22 protein-coding genes are annotated in these 19,402 nt (G+C 66.4%); 10 read left to right on the top strand and 12 right to left on the bottom strand.

The genetic code is table 11. The features are described 5' to 3' along the window. Position 1: 1 nt before the first annotated feature. Positions 2-988, bottom strand: a complete 987-nt coding sequence (gene acuI / locus CXY91_RS29225) for an acrylyl-CoA reductase (NADPH) (RefSeq protein WP_100965457.1) — start codon at positions 986-988, stop codon at positions 2-4. Between the two features lie 87 nt (positions 989-1,075). Next, complete coding sequence (locus tag CXY91_RS29220; RefSeq protein ID WP_100965456.1) at positions 1,076-2,311, bottom strand: MFS transporter; 1,236 nt, start codon at positions 2,309-2,311, stop codon at positions 1,076-1,078. A 184-nt stretch (positions 2,312-2,495) separates the two neighbouring features. Here CXY91_RS29220 and CXY91_RS31205 point away from each other — a divergent pair, with 184 nt between their 5' ends. Then, positions 2,496-2,630: a hypothetical protein gene (locus CXY91_RS31205; protein ID WP_280141468.1), complete on the top strand. Its 135-nt coding sequence runs from the start codon at positions 2,496-2,498 to the stop codon at positions 2,628-2,630. A 44-nt stretch (positions 2,631-2,674) separates the two neighbouring features. Here the strand turns inward: CXY91_RS31205 and CXY91_RS29215 are convergent, their stop codons facing one another. The 8 genes from CXY91_RS29215 to CXY91_RS29180 form a co-directional block, all read right to left on the bottom strand. After that, positions 2,675-3,592, bottom strand: a complete 918-nt coding sequence (locus tag CXY91_RS29215; protein WP_100965455.1) for a dihydrodipicolinate synthase family protein — start codon at positions 3,590-3,592, stop codon at positions 2,675-2,677. A 40-nt stretch (positions 3,593-3,632) separates the two neighbouring features. Continuing rightward, positions 3,633-4,169 carry an O-acetyl-ADP-ribose deacetylase gene (locus CXY91_RS29210; protein WP_199777605.1) on the bottom strand — a complete coding sequence of 179 codons (537 nt, stop codon included), beginning with the start codon at positions 4,167-4,169 and terminating at the stop codon, positions 3,633-3,635. Positions 4,170-4,267: 98 nt separating this feature from the next. Then, positions 4,268-4,597, bottom strand: a complete 330-nt coding sequence (locus CXY91_RS29205; protein ID WP_100965454.1) for a type II toxin-antitoxin system PemK/MazF family toxin — start codon at positions 4,595-4,597, stop codon at positions 4,268-4,270. A 2-nt stretch (positions 4,598-4,599) separates the two neighbouring features. Beyond that, positions 4,600-4,815 (bottom strand): antitoxin MazE-like protein, encoded by a 216-nt coding sequence (locus CXY91_RS29200; RefSeq protein ID WP_244543736.1) that lies wholly within the window; start codon positions 4,813-4,815, stop codon positions 4,600-4,602. 78 nt (positions 4,816-4,893) lie between these two features. Continuing rightward, positions 4,894-6,411 (bottom strand): tripartite tricarboxylate transporter permease, encoded by a 1,518-nt coding sequence (locus CXY91_RS29195; RefSeq protein WP_100965453.1) that lies wholly within the window; start codon positions 6,409-6,411, stop codon positions 4,894-4,896. 21 nt (positions 6,412-6,432) lie between these two features. Continuing rightward, entirely contained in the window at positions 6,433-6,921 is a 489-nt protein-coding gene (locus tag CXY91_RS29190; protein WP_091831381.1) for a tripartite tricarboxylate transporter TctB family protein, read from the bottom strand. A 154-nt stretch (positions 6,922-7,075) separates the two neighbouring features. Continuing rightward, positions 7,076-8,071, bottom strand: coding sequence for a Bug family tripartite tricarboxylate transporter substrate binding protein (locus CXY91_RS29185; RefSeq protein ID WP_100965452.1), 996 nt, complete (start codon positions 8,069-8,071; stop codon positions 7,076-7,078). Between the two features lie 69 nt (positions 8,072-8,140). Beyond that, positions 8,141-9,175 carry a 4-hydroxythreonine-4-phosphate dehydrogenase PdxA gene (locus CXY91_RS29180; protein ID WP_100965451.1) on the bottom strand — a complete coding sequence of 345 codons (1,035 nt, stop codon included), beginning with the start codon at positions 9,173-9,175 and terminating at the stop codon, positions 8,141-8,143. A 244-nt stretch (positions 9,176-9,419) separates the two neighbouring features. Between CXY91_RS29180 and CXY91_RS29175 the strand changes: the two genes are divergently transcribed. Beyond that, entirely contained in the window at positions 9,420-10,106 is a 687-nt protein-coding gene (locus CXY91_RS29175; RefSeq protein WP_091831387.1) for a GntR family transcriptional regulator, read from the top strand. A gap of 32 nt (positions 10,107-10,138) precedes the next feature. Then, positions 10,139-10,738 (top strand): metallophosphoesterase family protein, encoded by a 600-nt coding sequence (locus tag CXY91_RS29170; RefSeq protein WP_158673652.1) that lies wholly within the window; start codon positions 10,139-10,141, stop codon positions 10,736-10,738. Between the two features lie 18 nt (positions 10,739-10,756). Here the strand turns inward: CXY91_RS29170 and CXY91_RS29165 are convergent, their stop codons facing one another. Continuing rightward, positions 10,757-11,989 carry an HlyD family secretion protein gene (locus tag CXY91_RS29165; protein WP_100965449.1) on the bottom strand — a complete coding sequence of 411 codons (1,233 nt, stop codon included), beginning with the start codon at positions 11,987-11,989 and terminating at the stop codon, positions 10,757-10,759. Between the two features lie 10 nt (positions 11,990-11,999). Then, positions 12,000-12,455, bottom strand: coding sequence for a hypothetical protein (locus tag CXY91_RS29160; protein WP_248307679.1), 456 nt, complete (start codon positions 12,453-12,455; stop codon positions 12,000-12,002). Between the two features lie 152 nt (positions 12,456-12,607). Between CXY91_RS29160 and CXY91_RS29155 the strand changes: the two genes are divergently transcribed. The 7 genes from CXY91_RS29155 (at position 12,608) to CXY91_RS29125 (ending at position 19,373) form a co-directional block, all read left to right on the top strand. Next, the gene (locus CXY91_RS29155) at positions 12,608-13,522 is read left to right on the top strand and encodes a LysR family transcriptional regulator (RefSeq protein ID WP_100965448.1); all 915 of its coding nucleotides are present in this window, start codon (positions 12,608-12,610) and stop codon (positions 13,520-13,522) included. 117 nt (positions 13,523-13,639) lie between these two features. Then, positions 13,640-14,515, top strand: coding sequence for a shikimate dehydrogenase (locus tag CXY91_RS29150; protein ID WP_100965447.1), 876 nt, complete (start codon positions 13,640-13,642; stop codon positions 14,513-14,515). Positions 14,516-14,580: 65 nt separating this feature from the next. Further along, positions 14,581-15,717: an ABC transporter substrate-binding protein gene (locus CXY91_RS29145; RefSeq protein WP_100965446.1), complete on the top strand. Its 1,137-nt coding sequence runs from the start codon at positions 14,581-14,583 to the stop codon at positions 15,715-15,717. Positions 15,718-15,992: 275 nt separating this feature from the next. Continuing rightward, positions 15,993-16,871, top strand: coding sequence for a branched-chain amino acid ABC transporter permease (locus tag CXY91_RS29140; RefSeq protein ID WP_091831401.1), 879 nt, complete (start codon positions 15,993-15,995; stop codon positions 16,869-16,871). Then, on the top strand, positions 16,868-17,884 hold the full coding sequence (locus tag CXY91_RS29135; protein ID WP_199777604.1) for a branched-chain amino acid ABC transporter permease: 1,017 nt from the start codon (positions 16,868-16,870) through the stop codon (positions 17,882-17,884). The genes CXY91_RS29140 and CXY91_RS29135 overlap by 4 nt, the downstream gene beginning before the upstream one ends. After that, positions 17,881-18,624, top strand: a complete 744-nt coding sequence (locus CXY91_RS29130) for an ABC transporter ATP-binding protein (protein ID WP_100965445.1) — start codon at positions 17,881-17,883, stop codon at positions 18,622-18,624. Before CXY91_RS29135 ends, CXY91_RS29130 begins: the two co-directional genes overlap by 4 nt. An 11-nt stretch (positions 18,625-18,635) precedes the next feature. Further along, positions 18,636-19,373, top strand: coding sequence for an ABC transporter ATP-binding protein (locus CXY91_RS29125; RefSeq protein WP_091831405.1), 738 nt, complete (start codon positions 18,636-18,638; stop codon positions 19,371-19,373). Positions 19,374-19,402 lie beyond the last annotated feature (29 nt).

Below are 19,402 nucleotides of genomic sequence, written 5' to 3'. Positions count from 1 at the left end.
CTCACCCGATCTCGACGACGACCCGACCGCGCACCTTGCCGTCGAGCAGAGCGCGGCCGGTCTCGACGACATCCTCGAGCGGGATCGTCGTCGTCATCGCCGCCAGCTTCTCACGGTCGAGATCGCGCGCGAGACGCTGCCACGCTTCCAGCCGGCGCGTCTTCGGGCACATCACCGAATCGATGCCGAGCAGCGCGACGCCGCGCAGGATGAAGGGCGCGACCGAGGCCGGCAGGTCCATGCCCTGCGCCAGGCCGCAGGCGGCGACAGCGCCGCCGTATTTGGTCATCGACAGGACATTGGCGAGCGTGTGCGAGCCGACGGCATCGACGCCGGCGATCCAGCGCTCCTTGCCGAGCGGGCGCCCAGGCCCGGAGAGTTCGTTCCGATCGATGATCTCGGCTGCGCCAAGGCCCTTGAGGTAATCAGCTTCCTCCGGCCGGCCGGTCGAGGCGATGACATGCCAGCCGGCCTTGGCGAGCAGCGCGGTCGCGACCGAGCCGACGCCGCCGGCCGCGCCGGTGACGACGACCGGGCCGTCGGCCGGTTTCACGCCATGGCGCTCCAGCGCGAGCAGGCTGAGCATGGCGGTGTAGCCGGCGGTGCCGATCGCCATCGCCTCGGCAGGGGTCATTCCGTCGGGCAGCGGCACCAGCCAATCGCCCTTGACCCGGCTCTTCTGAGCATAGGCGCCCAGATGCGTCTCGCCGGTGCCCCAGCCGTTTAGGATGACGAGGTCGCCGGGCTTGAACTCGGGATGCTCGGAGGTCTCGACCCGGCCGGCAAAGTCGATGCCGGGGATCATCGGCCAGCGCCGCACCACCGGGGCGCGGCCGGTGATGGCAAGGCCGTCCTTGTAGTTCAGCGTCGAATGGGTGACGCGGACGATGACGTCGCCTTCCATCAGGTCCGCTTCGGCGAACTCGCCGAAGGCGACGCTGGTGCCGGCTTCGCCCTTGTTGGCGATGAGGGCCTTGAAGGTCGACATGAACTCACTCCCGGGACGCGATCGAACTTTCCCTAGGAGTGACCCGCCCGGCCGCCGCCTGCAAGCGGCAAGCTCGTGCGGCTTTAGTCAGGCCGGCTGCGGCAGGGCGCGCGCCACCGGCTTCTCGACGATCGGCAGGTTGATCAGCGCCGAGGCGACGCCAAGCGCGACCGAGAGCCACCAGACGATGGTGTAGGAGCCGAACTGCTCATAGAGGATGCCGCCGAGCAGGACGCCGAGGAAGCCACCGACCTGATGCGAGAAGAAGGCGAAGCCGTAGAGCATCGCCATGTACTTGGTGCCGAACATCAGCATGACCAGCGCCGAAGTCGGCGGCACCGTCGAGAGCCAGAACACGCCGATGACGATGCCGAAGGCGATCGCGGTCGTCGGGCTCGGCGGCAGCAGGATGAAGGCGGCGATGGCGACGGCCCGGCCGAGATAGATCCATGCGAGCAGATGGCGCTTGGGCATGCGTGCCGTCAGCCAGCCGGAGCCGAGCGAGCCGACCGCATTGGCAAGGCCGATCGCGGCCAGCGTCCAGCCGCCGACCCAGGCCGGCAGGCCGGTGTCCTTGAGATAGGCCGGCATGTGCACGGTGATGAAGGCGAGCTGGAAGCCGCAGGTGAAGAAGCCGAGCACGAGCAGGACATAGGAGCGGTGCTTGAAGGCCTCGGCCAGTGCCTGCGCGATGCTCTGGTTCGGCGCCACAACCGCGCCGGGCGCAGCCGCAGGCTGCTTGGTGCCCCGCATCGCCAGCATCACCGAAAGCGGCAGCACGGGCAGCAGGGTGAAGGCGAAGACGATCAGCGCCTGCTGCCAGCCGAGCGTCTCGATCAGGATGTTGCCGATCGGCGGGAACAGGAACTGGCCGAAGGAACCGGCGGCAGTGCCGGCGCCGAAGGCGAGCGGGCGCCATTGCTCAGGCAGGAGTTTACCGAAGGCGGCGAGGATCAGGTTGAAGGAGCAGGCCGAGAGCCCGAAGCCGATCAGCACGCCGGCGCCGAGATGAAGCTGCAGCGGCGTCGAGGCATAGGACATCGTGACGAGCCCGGCGGCATAGAGCAGCGCGCCGGCGCAGAGCACCCGCACCATGCCGAAGCGATCGGCGATCGCTCCGGCGAAGGGCGCGCCCAGGCCCCAGAGCAGATTCTGGATCGCCAGCGCCAGGCTGAACGTGTCGCGGCCCCAGCCGAACTGAGAGGTCATCGGGATCTGGAACAGGCCGGCGCTGGCGCGCGGGCCGAAGCTGATCAGCGCGATCAGACAGCCGGCGGCGACGATGATCTCCGGCGCGTAGCCGCGCCTGGCGGTTGCGGTCATGACGGGCTCCGGAGCGAGAATCGTGTGTCTGCACGATAGGGCGTGCAACCCGAGCATGCCAACGCGATTCCGTTACGTTGCGCATCACGGGATTGCATGATCGCCACGCAGCAAATTCATCGGATTTCGTCGGCAAACAGCTGTTTATCTGCTAGGATCGCCTCTGCAATCTTGGAGGCGACCAATGCGTGCCGTCATAGAGTTGCTAGCTGACTACAGCGCCTGGCTGTCCCGGATGCTTCTGGTGACACCGGAGTTCATCACCAAAGATCGACGGGGCAACATGCCGCCGCCCTCCGGCGGCATCGGCGCCTATTGACGGTCGCTGCCCGCCCTTGACGGCGGGCAGCGAGAGCAGCTGGGCTATTTGCCCCAGCGCAAGGCGAGCGGATCGAGTTCGCGCGCGAGCTCGAGCAGGCCTTCGCGCGTCTGCGGATGCAGCGGCGTCAGCGGATCGCGCACCGCGTCCGACTTGATCACGCCGCCGGCCTTCATCACCGCCTTGGCCGAGCGCAGGCCGCATTGGCGGTTCTCGTAATTGATGATCGGCAACACGCGGGCATAGAGCGCCGCCGCCTGCCTGCGGTCGCCAGCGGCATGGGCGGTGAGGATCGGCTTGATCAGGTCGGGGATCATTGCCGAGGTCATCGTGCCGGTGGCGCCGGCGTCGAGATCGGCCATCAGCGTGATCGCTTCTTCACCGTCGAAGGGGCCGACGATGGCGTCGCCGCCCGCCTCGATCAGTGAGCGCAGCTTGCCCGCCGTGCCCGGCACCTCGATCTTGAAGTAGCGCACGAGCGGCACTTCCCTGTTGAGCCTGACCATGAACGGCACGGTCATGGTCACGCCGGAGAGCGGCGCGTCCTGGAGAATGATAGGGATTCCTGCCGCATCGGCCACGATCTTGAAATGCTCGATCATGCCCTGCTCGTCGGCCTTGAGCAGTGCGCCATGATAGGGCGGCATCATCATCAGCATCTTGGCGCCGGCATCGGCTGCCGCCTTGGCGCGCTGCGCCGCGATGCGGGTCGAAAAATGCGAGGTGGTGACGCAGACCGGCACCCGGCCCGCGACCTGCTCGATCGAAAGCCGCATGACCTCGTCGCGCTCGGCGTCGGTCAGCAGGAACTGCTCGGAGAAATTGGCGAGGATGCAGATGCCGTCGACGCCCTGGTCGACCATCAGGTCCATCACCCGGCGATTGCCCTCATGATCGACGTCGCCGTTCTCGTGGAAGATCGTCGGCGCGATCGGGATGATGCCCTTATAGGGTTCGCTCATGGCAAGGCCTCGGCTGTTCGTGGCTGGGAGGGGGTGGAGCTCATTGCGTCTGCCAATCGCCACCGCCGGGAAGCCCGCGCTGGTAGATGGCGAGGTCCTCGGGCGAGAAGCAGCAGAAGATGACTGCGTCGAAGGAAGCGCCGGCCTTCAGGGCTTCCGCGACCGTCGCCACGGCGATATCCGCCGCAGCCGCGATCGGATAACCGTAGATCCCAGTGCTGATGCTCGGGAAGGCGACGGTTCGCAGGCCTGCGCCGGCCGCGACCGCGAGGGAGCGGCGATAGCAGGAGGCGAGCAGCTCAGCCTCGCTCCGGCCGCCGCCCTGCCAGACCGGCCCGACCGTATGGATGACGAAGCGCGCCGGCAGGCGATAGCCCTGGGTCAGCTTGGCGTCGCCGGTCTGGCAGCCGCCGAGCCGGCGGCATTCCTGGAGTAATTCCGGCCCTGCGGCGCGATGGATCGCACCGTCGACGCCGCCTCCCCCCAACAGCGAATTGTTGGCGGCGTTGACGATGGCGTCGACGGCAAGCGTGGTGATGTCGGCCTGGATGGCTTGAAGTCTGCCGGCAATTCTCATGGCTGGCTGTCCTTCCGCTGGTATCGGATCGCCCCGCCCTGCCGACGATACAAGCACAGTGGTGATCGATCGCCACCGGCTCTCCATCGAACGATGCGTCAGTCGGCGACACCGATGACGAAAGCCAGCCCGGCCGTCACGCGCGCCATCTCGGCGGCGGTCAAGCGTCCGATGGAGCCGGATACCCGGCTGCGCATAAGGGTGACGGGCTTGTCGACCATCACTTGCGAACGCTCGCGCAAGCCATTCTCCGCCGATGGCTCGATCGTGACGCGAAGGTCCGACGCATCGGCCAAGGTCGATGTCATCTGGCAGACCACGACGGAAGCGTGCGCGGCCGGGATTGCATCCGTCTGGACCACGACCGCCGGACGGGGCTTGCTGTAGTCGCCTGCGGCCGCGACGATCACGACAGCGCCGCGGCTCAAGCTCAATCGTCCCTCGCCGGGTTGTCAAATTCGGACACCGATTCGATCCAGCGCAAGGCGTCGTCCTCTGCGGCGAGATCGAGCCTCGCGACCTGCCGCACGATCCGAGCACGGACAGCCGGCGAACGCGCATCGGGAACGAGCAGACGCACCTCGCGCAAGTTTTGCTCGCGCCGTCTACGACGCATGTCGCGCATCCGCTCTGCAACCGCTGCCACGGCGAGACCTCCGGTAACGAGCGGAAAACGTAACGCGTTACGAGCTTGCCGGCAAGATCGCCCGCCATGCCGCCACCGTCACGCCTTCGCCGCGCGCGCCGTCACCAGCTTGCGGATGCCGCGCCTTGTCGAGCCGATCAGCGGGAAGAGCAGGAGCGCAAGAGCGATCGCCATCAGGCTCGCGACCAGGGCGTTCGACCAGAAGATCGAGAGCGAGCCCTGGCTGAAGATCATCGACTGGCGGAAGGCGTCCTCCGCCTTGTCGCCGATGACCATGGCCAGCACCAGGGGCGCGATCGGATAGTCGAGCTTCTTGAAGAGATAACCGACGATGCCGAAGGCGAGCGCCAGCCAGATGTCGAATTCCTTGTTGCCGACGGTATAGGCGCCGATGAAGCAGACCACGACGATCGCCGGGCCAATGATCGAGAACGGGATGCGCAGGATCGAGGCGAAGAGCGGCACCGTCGCCAGCACCACGATGACCGCGACGACGTTGCCGAGATACATCGAGGCGATCAGGCCCCACACGAAGTCGGGCCGCTCGACGAAGAGCATCGGGCCGGGGTTGAGGCCCCAGATCATCAGCCCGCCCATCATCACCGCAGCGGTCGCCGAGCCGGGGATGCCGAGTGCCAGCATCGGCAGCATCGCCGAGGAGCCGGCGGCATGGTCAGCTGTCTCGGGCGAGATCACGCCCTCGGGCTCGCCCTTGCCGAACTTCTCGGGATTGCGCGAGGAGCGCTTGGCCATCGCATAGCTCATGAAGGAGGCCGCGGTCGGGCCGCCCGGCGTGATGCCCATCCAGATGCCGATGATGCTGGAGCGCAGCAGCGCCAGCCAGTAGCGCGGCAGCTTCAGCGCGGTGGCGAGCACGTCGCGCGGGCTGACCTTGGCCTTGACCCCATCGAAGCGCAGGCCCTCCTCCATGGTCTGCAGCAGTTCGCCGAGGCCGAACAGCCCGATCACCGCGATCAGAAAGCTGACGCCGGCGAGCAGCACGTCGAACTCATAGGTCAGGCGGACATTACCCGAGACCGAGTCCATGCCGATCGAGGCGAAGGCGAAGCCCATCGCCATCGAGACGATGGTCTTGAAGGGCGAAGCGCCACCAAGCCCGACAAAGCTGGCGAAGGTCATGAAATAAACAGCGAAATACTCCGGCGAGGAGAATTTCAGCGCGAAGCGCGCGACCCAGCCGGAAAGCAGCGTGATCAGGATGACGCCGGCCATGGCGCCGATGCCGGCCGACAGGAAGGCGAAGGAAAGCGCTTCGGTCGCCCTGCCCTGCTTGGCCATCGGGTGGCCGTCGAAGGTGGTCGCGACCGAAGAGGGCTCGCCGGGGATATTGAACAGGATCGAGGTGGTCGAGCCGCCGAAGAGCGCCCCCCAATAGAGCGAGGTCAAAAGGATGATCGCCGAGACCGGGTCCATGCTGAAGGTCAGCGGCAGCATCAGCGAGACGCCGTTGGGCGCGCCCAGGCCCGGCAGGACGCCGACCAGGATACCGAGCAGCACGCCGGCGAACATCAGCGCGATGTGATGCGTGGTCAGCGCGATCTGGAAGCCGTGAAGAAGCGAGGCGAAGTTTTCCATGAGATGCTCCGGCTCGCGGCTCTAAAGACCGAGCATCGCTTCGACCGGCCCCTTGAGCAGGCCGACCTGGGCGAATTTCTCAAGGCCGAAATAGAAGAAGGCAGCCGTGCCGATCGCCGTCGCGAGCGAAGGCAGCCAACCATAGCGGCCCTGGAAGCGCATCGCGAAGACGAGATAGAGCAGCATCGCGACATACATGCCAAGCGTAACGGTCAGGATGACGAAGGCGAGCATCGGCAGGAAGAAGGAGAGCACGCGCTTGCCCTGCTCCCTGTCGAGGAAAGTCCCGGCGAGCGCCGCCGAGCCGCCCATACGCCGGCCGATCGTGGTCACGATCGTGCCCGCGCTGGCGAGCGCAATCAGCAGGCCGCAATAGAACGGGAAGGCACCGGGCTGCGGGCCGGAGGAATCCCAGCCGATGCCGAACTCGCGGGCGCCGTTGACGATGACGAGGCCGAAGGCGAGCGTCGCCAAAGCTGTCGCGATCTCGGCCTGGAAACGGCTGATCATCGGCTTTCCTCCTGCAAACGTCGAACGCCCAGCCCGACAATGTCGTCCCGGGCGACCGAAGGGAGACCCGGGACCCATGCCGGAACGGCTCTGGCATGGATCCCGGATCAGCGCGGCTTCGCCGGTTGTCCGGGATGACCGGAGATTGACGAGGTCAGTTTACGACCCAGCCTTCGCTCTTGAAGACCTTGGCGTTGGCGGCCTCGTCCTTGGCGACGAAGTCGGAGAGCTCCTTGCCCTTCATGAAGCGGGCGGTCTGCGCGGTACGGGCGATGAACTCGGCCCATTCCGGGGTCTTGCTAACCTTCTCCATCACATCGGCATAGAAGGTAACCGCGTCGGCCGGGACCTCGGCCGGCAGCCAGACGGTGCGCGGCATCTGGAAGGATTCGAGCGGCAGGCCGGCTTCCTTGCAGGTCGGGATGTCGCCCCAGCCCTTGCCGTCATGGATCGGCTCGCTCTTGGCGAGGCGGACCGGTGAGAAGACGCAGAGCGGCTTCACCTGGCCGGCCTTCCACTGGCCGATGTTCTCGTTCGGGTTGTTGGTGTTGGAATCGACATGGCCGCCGGCGAGCTGGGTTGCAGCCGCGCCACCGCCCTGGAAGGGCACGTAGATCCACTTGGCGCCGGTCGCCTCCTGGATCATCGCGGTCAGGGTCTGGTCGGTGTCCTTGGACTGGCTGCCGGCCATCTTCAGGCTGCCGGGCTTGGCCTTGGCGGCCTCGATATAGGCCTTGGCATCGGCATAGGGCGCGTCGCCCTTCACCCAGATCAGGAACTCGTCGAGCGCCAGCGCCGAAACCGGCGTCAGGTCGGAGAGCTTGTAGCCAAGCTTGGCGACGTAAGGCAGCAGATAGGCGTTGTTGGTGCCGAAGACGACCTTGTGGGCGTCACCCTTGGCACCCTTGCCGTAGATATAGCCCTCGGCGCCGCTGCCGCCGCCCTTGTTGAGCACGACAACCGGCTGCTCGATCAGCTTGTGCTTGGTGATGATCGACTGGACGATGCGGGCGAAATTATCGGTGCCGCCGCCGGGCCCCGAGGTCACGACGAACTCGATCGGCTTGGTCGGCTGCCAGGCCGCGGCCGGAACCACTGCGGCAATGACGGAAGCGAACGCGGCGCCGGCCGCAATACAGAAACGTTTCATGCTGTCTCTCCCTGGATGATCGTTGGAACTGGCGCGGCTCTTCTCGGCCGCTGCGCCGGGACATCTGCGTCAGGCGGCCTTGCGCGCTGCCTTGCCCTCGCTCGCCATCTTGATCGCGAGCGACAGCGCCGCCCGGGTGGCGCCGAGATTGGCGATGCCCTTGCCGGCGATCTCATAGGCGGTGCCGTGAGCTGGCGTGCAGATCGGGAACGGGAAGCCGCCGATCAGCGTGACGCCGCGGTCGAAGCCCATCAGCTTCATCGCGATCTGGCCCTGGTCGTGATACATCGTCAGCACCGCGTCGAAGTCACCGTTCCTGGCGCGCAGGAACACCGTGTCGGACGGGAACGGACCCTCGACCACGTAACCTTTGGCCTTGGCGGTCTTCACCGCCGGCTCGATCGTCTCGATCTCGTCACGGCCGAAATTGCCGCCATCGCCGGCATGCGGGTTGATGCCGGCGACCGCGATGCGCGGCGGGTTGAAGCCGGCGGCACGCAGATTTTTCTCGGCGAGATCGAGCGCCCGCAGGATCCGTTCCTGGGTGATGTTCTGCGCCACTTCGGAGAGCGGGATATGCGAGGTGACGCGCGCGTTCCAGAGCTTGTCCAGCACGTTGAATTCGCTGGCCGGCCCCTCGAACGCGATCGCGTCGCGCACGAAGCGGATCTCGTCGTCATAGCCGGGATAGGCAAAGCGCATCGCCGCCTTGTTGAAGGGGGTGAAGAACACCGCATCGGCCTTGCCGGACGCGGCGAGACGTAGCGCGCGGCGGAAATTGTCGGTCGCGGCCTTGCCGCCGGCGAGCGTCGCCGTGCCGCGCTGGAGATCGGCAGGATCATGATTCCTGAGGTCGACGAAGACCGGCTTGCCGGAGTCGGCCGGCAGGGCATCGCCCTCGCCGATGACGCGAACATCAGGCGTGAGGCCGGCATCGTCGGCGCCGAGCTGGAACAGGCGATAGTCGCCGAAGACGACATAGCGGGCAGCCTTGCTCATATCGGGCTCGGCCAGGATGCGGGCGGTGAGTTCGGGGCTGATGCCGGAGGGATCGCCCATCGCGACCGCGATCACCGGCAAGGAAGCCTGCGCCTTGATGTCCATCTCGTCCTCCCGAGGCCGGCCACCGCCGGCTGCTTGGCTTCCGGCCTATCATGGGGGCCGCCGCGAAAGCAAGTATGCTGTATGCAGCATAACATTCCTGCACTACTCTGCCGCGAGTTCGGCGACGGCTTCACCTGTCCACAGGTCTCGCTACGTCCGGTCGGGAGGTCGTCGCCGGAGCCGGGCCGCTCGCGTTGACAGCGCGAAAGCGCCATGCCGTACAGAAAGACAAAGGAGAGCCGCGATGACGAACGAGGCCGGCATGTCGAGCGAGGCGCAGGATACCTATCCGCGCATCACCCGCCGCACCTTGCACGAAGAGGTGCTCGAACGGCTGCGCGACATGATCATCGAGGGCAGGCTCGGCCCCGGGCAGCGCATCAACGAAGGCGCCGTCGGGGCCCAGCTCGGCGTCTCGCGCACGCCGCTCCGGGAAGCCATCAAGACCCTGGCGAGCGAGGGGCTGGTCGAGATCCAGCCGGCCAAGGGAGCGATCGTCCGCAAGTTCTCGGCTGGCGACCTGTTGCAGATCCTGGAGGTTCTGAAGACGCTGGAACAGCTCGGCGGCCGGATGACCTGCGCGCAGGCGAGCGACGAGACGATCGCCGCGATCAAGGCGCTCCATGACGAGATGATGGAGCTTTATCGGACCCGCAACCGGCTCGACTATTTCAAGCTCAACCAGGCGATCCACAGCGCCATCGTCGCCGCCTCAGGCAACGACGTGCTGGTCGAGATGCACGGTACCTTGCAGGCCAGGATCAAGCGGCTGCGCTTCATCGGCAATGAGGGCCCGGAGAAATGGGCCGGCGCCGTGGCCGAGCACGAGGAGATGATCGCGGCGCTGCTGAAGCGCGACGGCGACGCGCTCGCCGTGATCATCGGCAAGCACATGGACTCCACGCTGGTGCGCGTGCGCGACGTGCTCTGAGCCGCTCGGATCGAGCGCCAGGGAGGATGTCGATGAAGATCTTGGCCTTCAGCGATCTGCATCGCGACAAGGACGCCGCCTGGTCACTGCGAGACGCTGCGCGAGCCGCAGACGTCGTCATCGGAGCAGGCGATTTCGGGACGAGAGGCGAAGGCCTGGCCGATACATTCGACATCCTGCGTGACATCACGGTCCCCGTCCTGGTCGTCGCCGGCAATCATGACAATCTCACTGAGATGCAGGCCGCCAATCGGGGATGGCCGCATCTGCATGTCCTGCACGGAAGTGGTGTTGCGGTCGGCGACACTCCTTTCTTCGGCCTCGGCTACGAGATACCGGCGACCAACGAAGCATCCTGGAACCAGCGCCTCCCGGAAGCCGAGGCAGAAGAACTGCTCGCGGCCTGCCCGGACAAGGCCGTGCTCGTCACGCACTCACCGCCTTATGGGGTGGCGGACCTGCAGCGCAACGGCCGGCATCAGGGCAGCAGAGCAATCCGGGCCGCCATCGAGCGGCACCAGCCGCAACTGGTGCTCTGTGGGCATATCCATCACGCCTGGGGCACGAAGGGCGCCATCGGCCACTCTGCCGTGCACAATCTCGGACCATCCGTAAACTGGTTCGAGATCTGAAGCTCGACCGCCCGCAGCTCAGTGCCCGCTGAAGACCAGCGTCTTGATCGGCAGGACCAGCGCCTGGATGCGCAGCAGCATGGCGTGCACCACCCCGGTCGCGTCGACCGCGTGCAAGGCGATGCGCCGTAGCGTTCCGGTATCCTTGGCGGCGATGATGTCGTGGTTGTTGCTGTAGGCGTTGGCGATGCAGCTCGACCCCGGCGTCACCCCGTCGAGCCCGCCCGGATAGAGCGGCTCCATATAGGTCAGGATCGTTCCCGGCCGCACGACCTGCTGGGCGTCGATCAGCTGCTCGCCACTGCGGACCTGGCCGGCCGCGATGAAGTCCTGGACGCCGGTCACGACCATCGGGATGACCGTCCAGGGCTTGGAGATGCAGGTCACTTCGGCGACCATGCCGACCTTCATCACCTGCGCCTCGATCTGGCCGAAGCCGGCCTGCAGACGCCCGCGGCCCGCCTCTTCCGGGATGATCGCGCCAGCCGGGCGCATGAACGGGTTGACGATGTCGCCTGGCCGCAGCGTGAACTGCTCGACATGGCCGTTGAAGCCGGCCCGTACCACGGTCTTGGCGAGTTCGACCTCGGCCTGCGCCAAGGCCGCCTCGGCGCTGGCGCGTTCGGCCGGCAGCAAGGTCGAAATCTTCGTCTGGGCGGCCGCTTGCGACGCTGTCGTCGAGGCGACCGCGGCCTCGCGCCCGGCCGTGATGTTCTCGAGCCGCTCGATCTCGCGGGTCGCGACAATGTCGTCGTTGCGCCGCTTCAGCTCGCGCTTGGTCTGCAATTCGTCGAGCGCCTGCTGCAGCGCGCTCTTCGCCTCCTGGATCTTGCCGTCGAAAGTGAGGATGTCGGCCTTTGCGACCACGAGCGCGGCATCCACCTCGGCGAGCTTGCGCCGCGCCGTCTCGGCCGCGGCCCGCTGGCTGGTGCTGTCGAGGGTGAAGATCGGCGCGCCCTGCGCGACCTTGCCGCTGACGCCGACATGCACCTGCGCGACCCGGCCATTGATCTCCGGAATGATCGGGACGCTGCGGAAGAACACGGTCGCACTGGTGGTCGAGGGATGATTGTAGAAGATCACCGTGATCAGCCCGACCGTCAGCATCACGCAGGTGACGATGCCCCAGCGCAGTTCGAACCAGACCGAATAGAGCGTGATCTCCTTGCCCAGCCGCCTGCCTTGGCCGTAGCGGCGATAGAGATAGTCCGGGACGATGGTGAAGAGGGCACAGACAAGGAGTTCGAGCATCGCGGCCTCCTCAGAGCTGGCCAGCCGGCGCGGCGGCCACGGCTGGCGGAGGCGCCGGCTTGTCGTCCGGCCGCACGATGCCGTGCTCGATATCCGACGCCGCCTCGCCACCGCGGCCCGGCGCGATGCCGGCGATCTTCTCGAGCGAGCCCGCCATGCGGCTGAACATGCCGGAGAAATCGGGGACGTCGATCAAAGCGAGCATCAGGCCGATGACCCAGAACAGATGCACATGCGTGAACAGGGCTAGCAGCCCGAGCACGGCGACGATCTCGAATTGCAGCTTGTGGGATTTATGCGCGATGCGCTCGGGCAAGGTGTGCAGGCGCAGGAAGAGCAACCCGACGCCCAGGACAGCAGCGAGCAGAATGATCGCCGCGACCACCATCAGGATGTCCGTGCTGCCCGGACTTGTGATGAAAGCCGGCAGGTGAGACGCCGCCGCCGGGTGAACCTGGTCCGCCATTGCATCCCCCCGGAGCGATTGACGACTTGAGGTCAGGTGAGAGCCAAATCCTGCGAAAGTCAATCAGCCCGAGCGAGCTAGGCATGGCGTCTTGACAGGTCCGCAGCCCTCGCCTCCGCTTGGGGCAAGAAGCCGGCGAGGAACGGTCAGCCATGCTTACCCTGCGCCAGATCGAGGTGATCCGGGCGATCATGATCACCGGCACGATCGCCGGCGCGGCGAAGCTGCTCAACGTCTCGGCCCCCGGCATCAGCCGGCTGATGAAACACACCGAGCGCTCGCTCCGGCTCAAGCTGTTCGAGCGCCGACAGGGCCGTTACGTGCCGACGCCGGAGGCCAAGGACATCTTCGAGCAGATCAACGGCGTCTACCGCAAGGTCGACGACCTGCACTCGATGCTGGCCCGGATCGAGCGCGGCGGCGATGTCGAGTTCAAGCTCGGCTCGGTGCCCAGCATCTGCCATGTCATGGTGCCGCGCGCGATCGAGCGCCTCAGGCGCAAGCATCCCGACCTGCGCATCGACATCAACATCCTGAAGATCGAGGAAGCGCTCGACTATCTCCTGCTCGGCAAGGGCGAGATCGTCGCGATGAGCTACAAGCTGGATCATCCAGGCCTCGACTTCGTGCCTCTCGCCATGGGCGAGCTGCTCTGCATCGTGCCGCAGCACCATCCGCTCGCCAGCTACAGCAGCATCTCGGCCCGCGAGATCGTCCAGCATCAGCTGATCGGCATCGACCCGACCGACCCCTATGGCCGGATCATGAGCGAGATCTTCCAGCGCCAGGGGCTGCAGTACGAGATGGCGATCAAGGCGCGCTTCGGCACCACCGTCTGCTCGCTGGTGCGGGCCGGGCTCGGCATCGCCATCATCGACCAGTTCACCGTCGCCCATGGCTCGATGCAAGGCATCGCCACGATCCCGATCGAGGAGCCGACCCGATTCCAGACCTATGTCGCGATGAAGAACGACAAGGCGCTCTCGCTCTATGCCGAGACTTTCGTGAAGTTGCTGCGCGAGGAGATGAACGCGGTGGTTTCGCCGCGGCTTGCCGCAGAAAGATAACATCAGGTTAGGCAGCAGCGACGAATTGGTTATCGCGTTACGGCGGCAAATCGGTTTAGCTGCGGGCTCATGCACAAGCCCGCCGAGACGGGCCGTGACAGGGATGGAACACCGACCATGGTCATCGCCAGGAAGAGCAAGCGGGTGCTGCTCGGGCTGATCGGCTTCCCGATCGCGCATTCGGCGACGCCGACGACGCAGGAAGCGGCGGCGCGAGCCGCCGGGATCGAGGCGCATTACCATCTGATCGAGGTTGCGGGCGCCGGCCGCGAGGACCTCGCCGCCATACTCGACGGCATCCGGCGGCTCGGCTTCTCGGGCATCAACGTCACCTATCCCTACAAGGAAGCGGTCGTGCCGCTGCTCGACGGGCTGTCCGAGCAGGCTGCAGCCATGGGCGCGGTCAACACGATCGTCGTCGACGACGGCCGTCTGATCGGCCACAACACCGATGCCTCGGGCTTCGCCACCGCCTATCGCCGGCTCGGCCGGCAGGATGGCGACAAGCCGGTCGCGATCATCGGCACCGGCGGAGTCGGCAAGGCGATCGCCTTCGCGCTCGCCGGCTGCGGCGTCACCCGGCTGCGGCTCTGCGACGTCGATCGCAGCCGCGCCGAAGCGCTGGCCGGGCTCCTCGGCACCCGCGCGAGCGTCGAGATCGCCGCCAGCGCCGAGGCGGCGGCAGAGGGGGCCGCCGGCATCGTCAACGGCACGCCGGTCGGCATGCTGCCGGACCGCGGCATCCCGATCGAGCCAAGCGCGATCCAGGCCTCGCAATGGGTCGCGGACGCGGTGTATCACCCGCTCTGGACACCGCTGCTGAAAGCGGCGCAAAAAGCCGGCGCAACGGTGATGACCGGGCGCGAGCTCTCGATTCACCAGGCGGTCGATGCTTTCCGGCTCTTCACCGGCCTGGAAGCATCGGAAGCGGTGATCGGCGCCGCCTTCGACTCCGTGACCGCGGCGGGCGAGACGACCGAACACGCCGCCTGAGCAAGACGACCCGGACAACACCGGGCGGGGATTTTAGACACTAGGGACAAGTGGAGGAAACGAGCATGAAGAAGCACTGGATCATCGCTGCCGCGCTCGGCGTGGCCGTCAGCCTGCCGGCCCTGGCGCAGGACAAGGTCAAGCTGGTCGACGTCGTCGAGCTCTCGGGCGCGGGCGCGACCGCGGGCACCAACTGGAAGAACGGCATCGATCTCGCCGTCGCCGACATCAACGCCAAGGGCGGCATCCTCGGCAAGCAGATCGAGATCGTCCATTACGACACCCAGACCAATCCGGGGAACACCCGCGCCGCCGTGCAGCGCGCCATCGACGAGGGCACCTATGCCGTGCTCGGCCCGGTCTTCTCCGGCCCGATCGGCGCTTCCATGCAGATCGCCCAGCGCGCCGAGATCGCCCAGCTCGTCGGCGGCGAGGCGGCCGGCCTGACCAAGCAGGGCAACCAATACCTGTTCCGGACCTCGCTCAGCCAGACCGCGGCGATGCCGAAGATCGCCAAATACCTGAAGGACACGGTCAAGGCCGCCTCGGTCGCCGTCGTCTGGGTCAACAACGACTTCGGCAAGGGCGGCCGCGACGCGATCATCCCCGAGCTGGAGAAGGCCGGCATCAAGCTCGCCGCCGACGTTGCCACCGAGCAGGGCCAGGCCGACTTCGCCGCCGATGCGATCAAGGTCAAGAACTCCAATGCCGACGCGATCTTCGTCTATCTGAACGAGGAGGAGAGCGCCCGCTTCCTGCGCGCTGCCAAGCAGCAGGGCATCACCAAGCCGATGGTCGGCGAGACCACCCTGCTCGGCGCCAAGGTGATCGAGCTCGCGGGCGACGCCGCCAACGGCGTCAAGGGCCATGTCGGCCTCTCGATCGACGCGCCGATCCCGGCCTTCCAGGAGTTCGGCAAGAAGTTCCAGGCCAAGTACAACTACGCCTCCGACCATAACGGCATGAAGGGCTACATGGCCGTCTACATGGTCAAGTGGGCGACCGAGAAGCAGAAGAAGTTCGACAAGAAGGGCGTCGCCGACACGCTGCGCGGCGCCACAATCAAGACCTCGGACGAGCCGGGCATCCTGATCGAGACCACGATCGAGAAGAACGGCGACCTCGACCGCGAGAGCTTCCTCGCCGAGGTCAAGGACGGCAAGCAGGTGATCACGGCGACGCTGCCGAAGATCAACCCGTAAGAACGACGAGCCGCATCGTCATTGCGAGCGGCAGACAGGACAAGCGCAGGGAACCCCTCTCCCGGATGGGAGAGGGGCAGGGGTGAGGGACCGCCGCCGATCGTAAAGGCACTACGGTTCCGTTCCGCCTGCTGCGGAAAGGGCAGGCCCTCATCCCTGCCCTTCTCCCACACGGGAGAAGGGTTCCCTGCGGATGTTCAACAGTCGGCATTTTCTGGAAAGCCTCGGTTCAACAAGCTTTCCAGCCCACGGCCCAACACCGAGCGAGCAAAGCCATGGCCGAATTCCTCGCCTATCTCATCGCCGGCATCGCCACGGGCGCGATCTACGCACTCGCCGCGATCGGCTTCACCCTGGTCTGGCAGACCTCGCAGACGATCAACTTCGCCCAGGGCGAGTTCGTCATGCTGCCGGCCGTGCTGGTCCTGCTCGCGATCAAGCTGTTCGGCGCGCCGATCTGGCTGGGAGCGCTGATCGGCATCGCCGCCTTCATCCTGATCTTCGGCGTCGGCTTCAAGCTGACCATCGTCGATCCGATGATCCGGCACGGCGTCCTGCCGCTCGCCATCGCCACCATGGCGCTGTCGATCATCATGAAGGAAGGCGCCAAGGACGGCTTTTCGGCCGAGGCGCAGAAATTCCCCTCCTTCGTGCCGACCGAGACGATCTCGGTGTTCGGCGCGGCGATCTCGCTGCAGCATGTCGCGATCATCGCCGTCGCTTTTGCCGTCATCGGGCTGCTGCAATGGTTCGTCGGCGGCACCCGGCTCGGCCGCCAGATGCAGGCGACCGCGCAGAACCCGACGGTGGCGCGCATCCTCGGCATTCCGGTCGAGCGCATGGTGCTGCTCACCTTCGTGATCAACGCGGCGCTCGCCGTCGTCGCCTCGGTGCTGATCTCGCCGATCTATCTGGCGAAATTCTCCAATGGCGAGGTGATCGGCCTGTTCGCCTTCATCGCGGCGATCGTCGGCGGCTTCAACCAGGTCCGCGGCGCCCTCGTCGGCGGGCTGATCGTCGGCATCGTCGACAGCATGGCGGCCGCCTACATCTCGACCTCGTACCGCCTCGCCGTGCCCCTCGTGCTCCTGGTCGTCGTCATTCTCGTCAAGCCGGAAGGCCTGATGGGCCGCAAAGAGGAGCGCCGCGTATGACCGCGCCCGCAACCCACGGCGCCGCAACCTCCGCGGCGCGCCGCCTACCTCTGCCCGGCTTCGTCGACGGCACGCTGCTGACGCTGGTCATCGCCGCGGTCATCCTTTGGTTCGCTCCCTCCGGCATGGGCCGCTACGGCACTTATGTGCTCTCGCTCTGGCTGGTGATGAGCGTCGCGGTGATGGGGCTTAACCTGACGCTCGGCTATGCCGGCCTGAAGTCGCTGGCGCAGGCAGCCTTCATGGGCATCGGCGCCTATGCGACGGCGCTTTTGACCAGCAAGGTTGGGCTGAACTGGTACGCCTCCTTCGCGATCTCGGGCCTCATCACCTTCGCGGTCGGGCTCGTGCTCGGCTTCCCGGCGCTCAGGGTCAAGGCGCATTACCTCGCCTTCGTGACGCTGGCCTTCTCGACGCTGATCTGGCTCATCCTGCGCAACGAGCAATGGCTGACCGGCGGCGTCTTCGGCCTCTCCAACATCCCGCGGCCGAGCTTCTTCGGGCTCAAGCTCGACGGCGCGCTCGCCTTCCACCGCTTCGTTGTCGTGGTCACCTTCCTGCTCGCCGTCGTGCTCTGGTGGATGATCCGCTCGCCCTGGGGCCGCGCCTTCACGGCGCTGCGCGAGAACCCGATCCGCGCCGCGAGCCTGGGCATCGACACCCGCATGTACACGCTGCTCGCCTTCGCGATCGGCTCGGCCTATGCGGGCTTCGCCGGGGCGCTCTATGCGCCGCTGGTCGAGTTCATCGACCCCTCGCCCTTCTCGCTGTCGCAGAGCTTCTTTCTGCTGCTGATGGTGGTCGCGGGCGGCGCCGGCTACCTGCTCGGCCCGTTCATCGGGGCGCTGCTGGGCGTGGTGCTGCCGGAATGGCTGCGCTTTGCCGGCTCGCTCTACCTGATCATCTTCGCGGCGATCGTCATGCTGCTGCTGATCGCCTGCCCGCAAGGCATGAGCGGCCTGCTCGAACGCGGCTGGGCGAAGCTCACCGGCAAGAAGGAGGGCGCGCGATGACCGAAGTCCTCGAAGTCTCCAACCTGCACAAGACCTTCGGCGGCATCAAGGCGGTGAACGGCGTCTCCTTCAAGGTCAACGAAGGCGAGATCCTCGGCATCATCGGCCCCAATGGCTGCGGCAAGTCGACCCTGTTCAACTGCATCCTCGGCCAGCTCGAGCCGACCGAGGGCGCGGTCAAGCTCGACGGCCGCGACGTCACGAACATGCGTCCCTCCGAGCTCAACCGGCTCGGCGTCAGCCGCACCTTCCAGCTGCTGCAGGTCTTCCCCGAGCTCTCGGTGCGCGAGAACCTGATCCTCGCCGGGCAGGAGCATGAAGGCACGATGCTGTCGCGCTTCTTCGGCGCGCGCGATGCCGGGCTTTCGGCCAAGGCCGAGCAGATGATCGGCTTCTTCAAGCTCGGCCACCTCACCGAGGCCAAGGCCGGCGGGCTCTCCTATGGCCAGCAGAAGCTGCTCGACGCCGCCATGGCCTTCATGGCCGGGCCGCGCCTCGTCCTGCTCGACGAACCGGCCGGCGGCGTCAATCTCACCATGCTGGGCGATCTCAAGGAGCGCCTGCGTGCCATCAATGCCGAACAAGGCGCGACCTTCGTGGTGATCGAGCACAACATGGATTTCGTGATGTCGCTGTGCTCGCGCGTCATCGTGCTGGCCGAGGGCAAGGTCCTGGCCGAGGGCACACCGGCCGAAGTCCGCGCCAATCCGGCGGTCATCGAAGCCTATCTCGGGCATTGAGGAGCGATGCCATGACCACTCCCATCCTCGAACTCGACGGCGTGGTCGGCGGCTACGGCGCCATGACCATCCTCAACGGCACGACATTCAAGGTGCCGCGCGCCGCGATCACCACTGTGATCGGCCCGAACGGCGCCGGCAAGTCGACCGTGTTCAAGGCGATCTTCGGCCTGCTCAAGGTGCGCGAGGGCCATATCCGGCTGGAAGGCCAGGAGATCACCAACTGGAACCAGCGCAAACTGCTCGAGGCCGGCATCTGCTACGTGCCGCAGGGCCGCAACATCTTCCCCGAGCTCTCGGTGCGCCACAATATCGAGCTCGGCGCGGTCGCGGCCGGCAGCCAGATCACCGACATGCCCAGGCGGATCGAGGCGGCGCTGGACCGCTTCCCGTCGCTGCGCGCCAAGGCCGATGTCCAGGCCTCGACGCTCTCCGGCGGCCAGCAGAAGCAGCTCGAGATCGTGCGCGGGCTCCTGCTCGACCCCAAGCTGGTGCTGATCGACGAGCCCTCGATCGGGCTCTCGCCGATGCTGGTGCAGGAGACCTTCGACATCCTGAAGGAGCTGCGTGCCAAGGGCGTCACCATCCTGATGATCGAGCAGAACGCCCGCTCGGCGCTGGAAATCTCCGACGAAGGCCTGGTGCTGGAGCTCGGCCAGACCCGCATGCAGGGCCCGGCAGCCACCATTCTCGCAGATCCCCGCGTTGCCCAGCTCTTCCTCGGCGGAGCGATGACGGAAGCGGCCTGAGAACACCGCAGCGTCCTCCGATCTCGCCA

Source organism: Allobosea sp. FBZP-16, assembly GCF_002831785.1.
Taxonomy (GTDB): Bacteria; Pseudomonadota; Alphaproteobacteria; order Rhizobiales; family Beijerinckiaceae; genus Allobosea; species Allobosea lupini.
This window is presented reverse-complemented; position numbering and strand designations above follow the sequence as displayed.

Excerpts from the sequence above, each read along its gene's own strand:
- CXY91_RS29140 (WP_091831401.1), top strand. The coding sequence starts at position 15,993 with ATGGCCGAATTCCTCGCCTATCTCATCGCCGGCATCGCCACGGGCGCG.
- CXY91_RS29130 (WP_100965445.1), top strand. The coding sequence starts at position 17,881 with ATGACCGAAGTCCTCGAAGTCTCCAACCTGCACAAGACCTTCGGCGGC.
- CXY91_RS29215 (WP_100965455.1), bottom strand. The coding sequence starts at position 3,592 with ATGAGCGAACCCTATAAGGGCATCATCCCGATCGCGCCGACGATCTTC.
- CXY91_RS29165 (WP_100965449.1), bottom strand. The coding sequence starts at position 11,989 with ATGCTCGAACTCCTTGTCTGTGCCCTCTTCACCATCGTCCCGGACTAT.
- CXY91_RS29125 (WP_091831405.1), top strand. The coding sequence starts at position 18,636 with ATGACCACTCCCATCCTCGAACTCGACGGCGTGGTCGGCGGCTACGGC.
- CXY91_RS29135 (WP_199777604.1), top strand. The coding sequence starts at position 16,868 with ATGACCGCGCCCGCAACCCACGGCGCCGCAACCTCCGCGGCGCGCCGC.
- CXY91_RS29185 (WP_100965452.1), bottom strand. The coding sequence starts at position 8,071 with ATGAAACGTTTCTGTATTGCGGCCGGCGCCGCGTTCGCTTCCGTCATT.
- CXY91_RS29175 (WP_091831387.1), top strand. The coding sequence starts at position 9,420 with ATGACGAACGAGGCCGGCATGTCGAGCGAGGCGCAGGATACCTATCCG.
- CXY91_RS29195 (WP_100965453.1), bottom strand. The coding sequence starts at position 6,411 with ATGGAAAACTTCGCCTCGCTTCTTCACGGCTTCCAGATCGCGCTGACC.
- CXY91_RS29170 (WP_158673652.1), top strand. The coding sequence starts at position 10,139 with ATGAAGATCTTGGCCTTCAGCGATCTGCATCGCGACAAGGACGCCGCC.
- acuI (WP_100965457.1), bottom strand. The coding sequence starts at position 988 with ATGTCGACCTTCAAGGCCCTCATCGCCAACAAGGGCGAAGCCGGCACC.
- CXY91_RS29155 (WP_100965448.1), top strand. The coding sequence starts at position 12,608 with ATGCTTACCCTGCGCCAGATCGAGGTGATCCGGGCGATCATGATCACC.
- CXY91_RS29210 (WP_199777605.1), bottom strand. The coding sequence starts at position 4,169 with ATGAGAATTGCCGGCAGACTTCAAGCCATCCAGGCCGACATCACCACG.
- CXY91_RS29220 (WP_100965456.1), bottom strand. The coding sequence starts at position 2,311 with ATGACCGCAACCGCCAGGCGCGGCTACGCGCCGGAGATCATCGTCGCC.
- CXY91_RS29145 (WP_100965446.1), top strand. The coding sequence starts at position 14,581 with ATGAAGAAGCACTGGATCATCGCTGCCGCGCTCGGCGTGGCCGTCAGC.
- CXY91_RS29180 (WP_100965451.1), bottom strand. The coding sequence starts at position 9,175 with ATGGACATCAAGGCGCAGGCTTCCTTGCCGGTGATCGCGGTCGCGATG.
- CXY91_RS29190 (WP_091831381.1), bottom strand. The coding sequence starts at position 6,921 with ATGATCAGCCGTTTCCAGGCCGAGATCGCGACAGCTTTGGCGACGCTC.
- CXY91_RS29150 (WP_100965447.1), top strand. The coding sequence starts at position 13,640 with ATGGTCATCGCCAGGAAGAGCAAGCGGGTGCTGCTCGGGCTGATCGGC.
- CXY91_RS29160 (WP_248307679.1), bottom strand. The coding sequence starts at position 12,455 with ATGGCGGACCAGGTTCACCCGGCGGCGGCGTCTCACCTGCCGGCTTTC.
- CXY91_RS31205 (WP_280141468.1), top strand. The coding sequence starts at position 2,496 with ATGCGTGCCGTCATAGAGTTGCTAGCTGACTACAGCGCCTGGCTGTCC.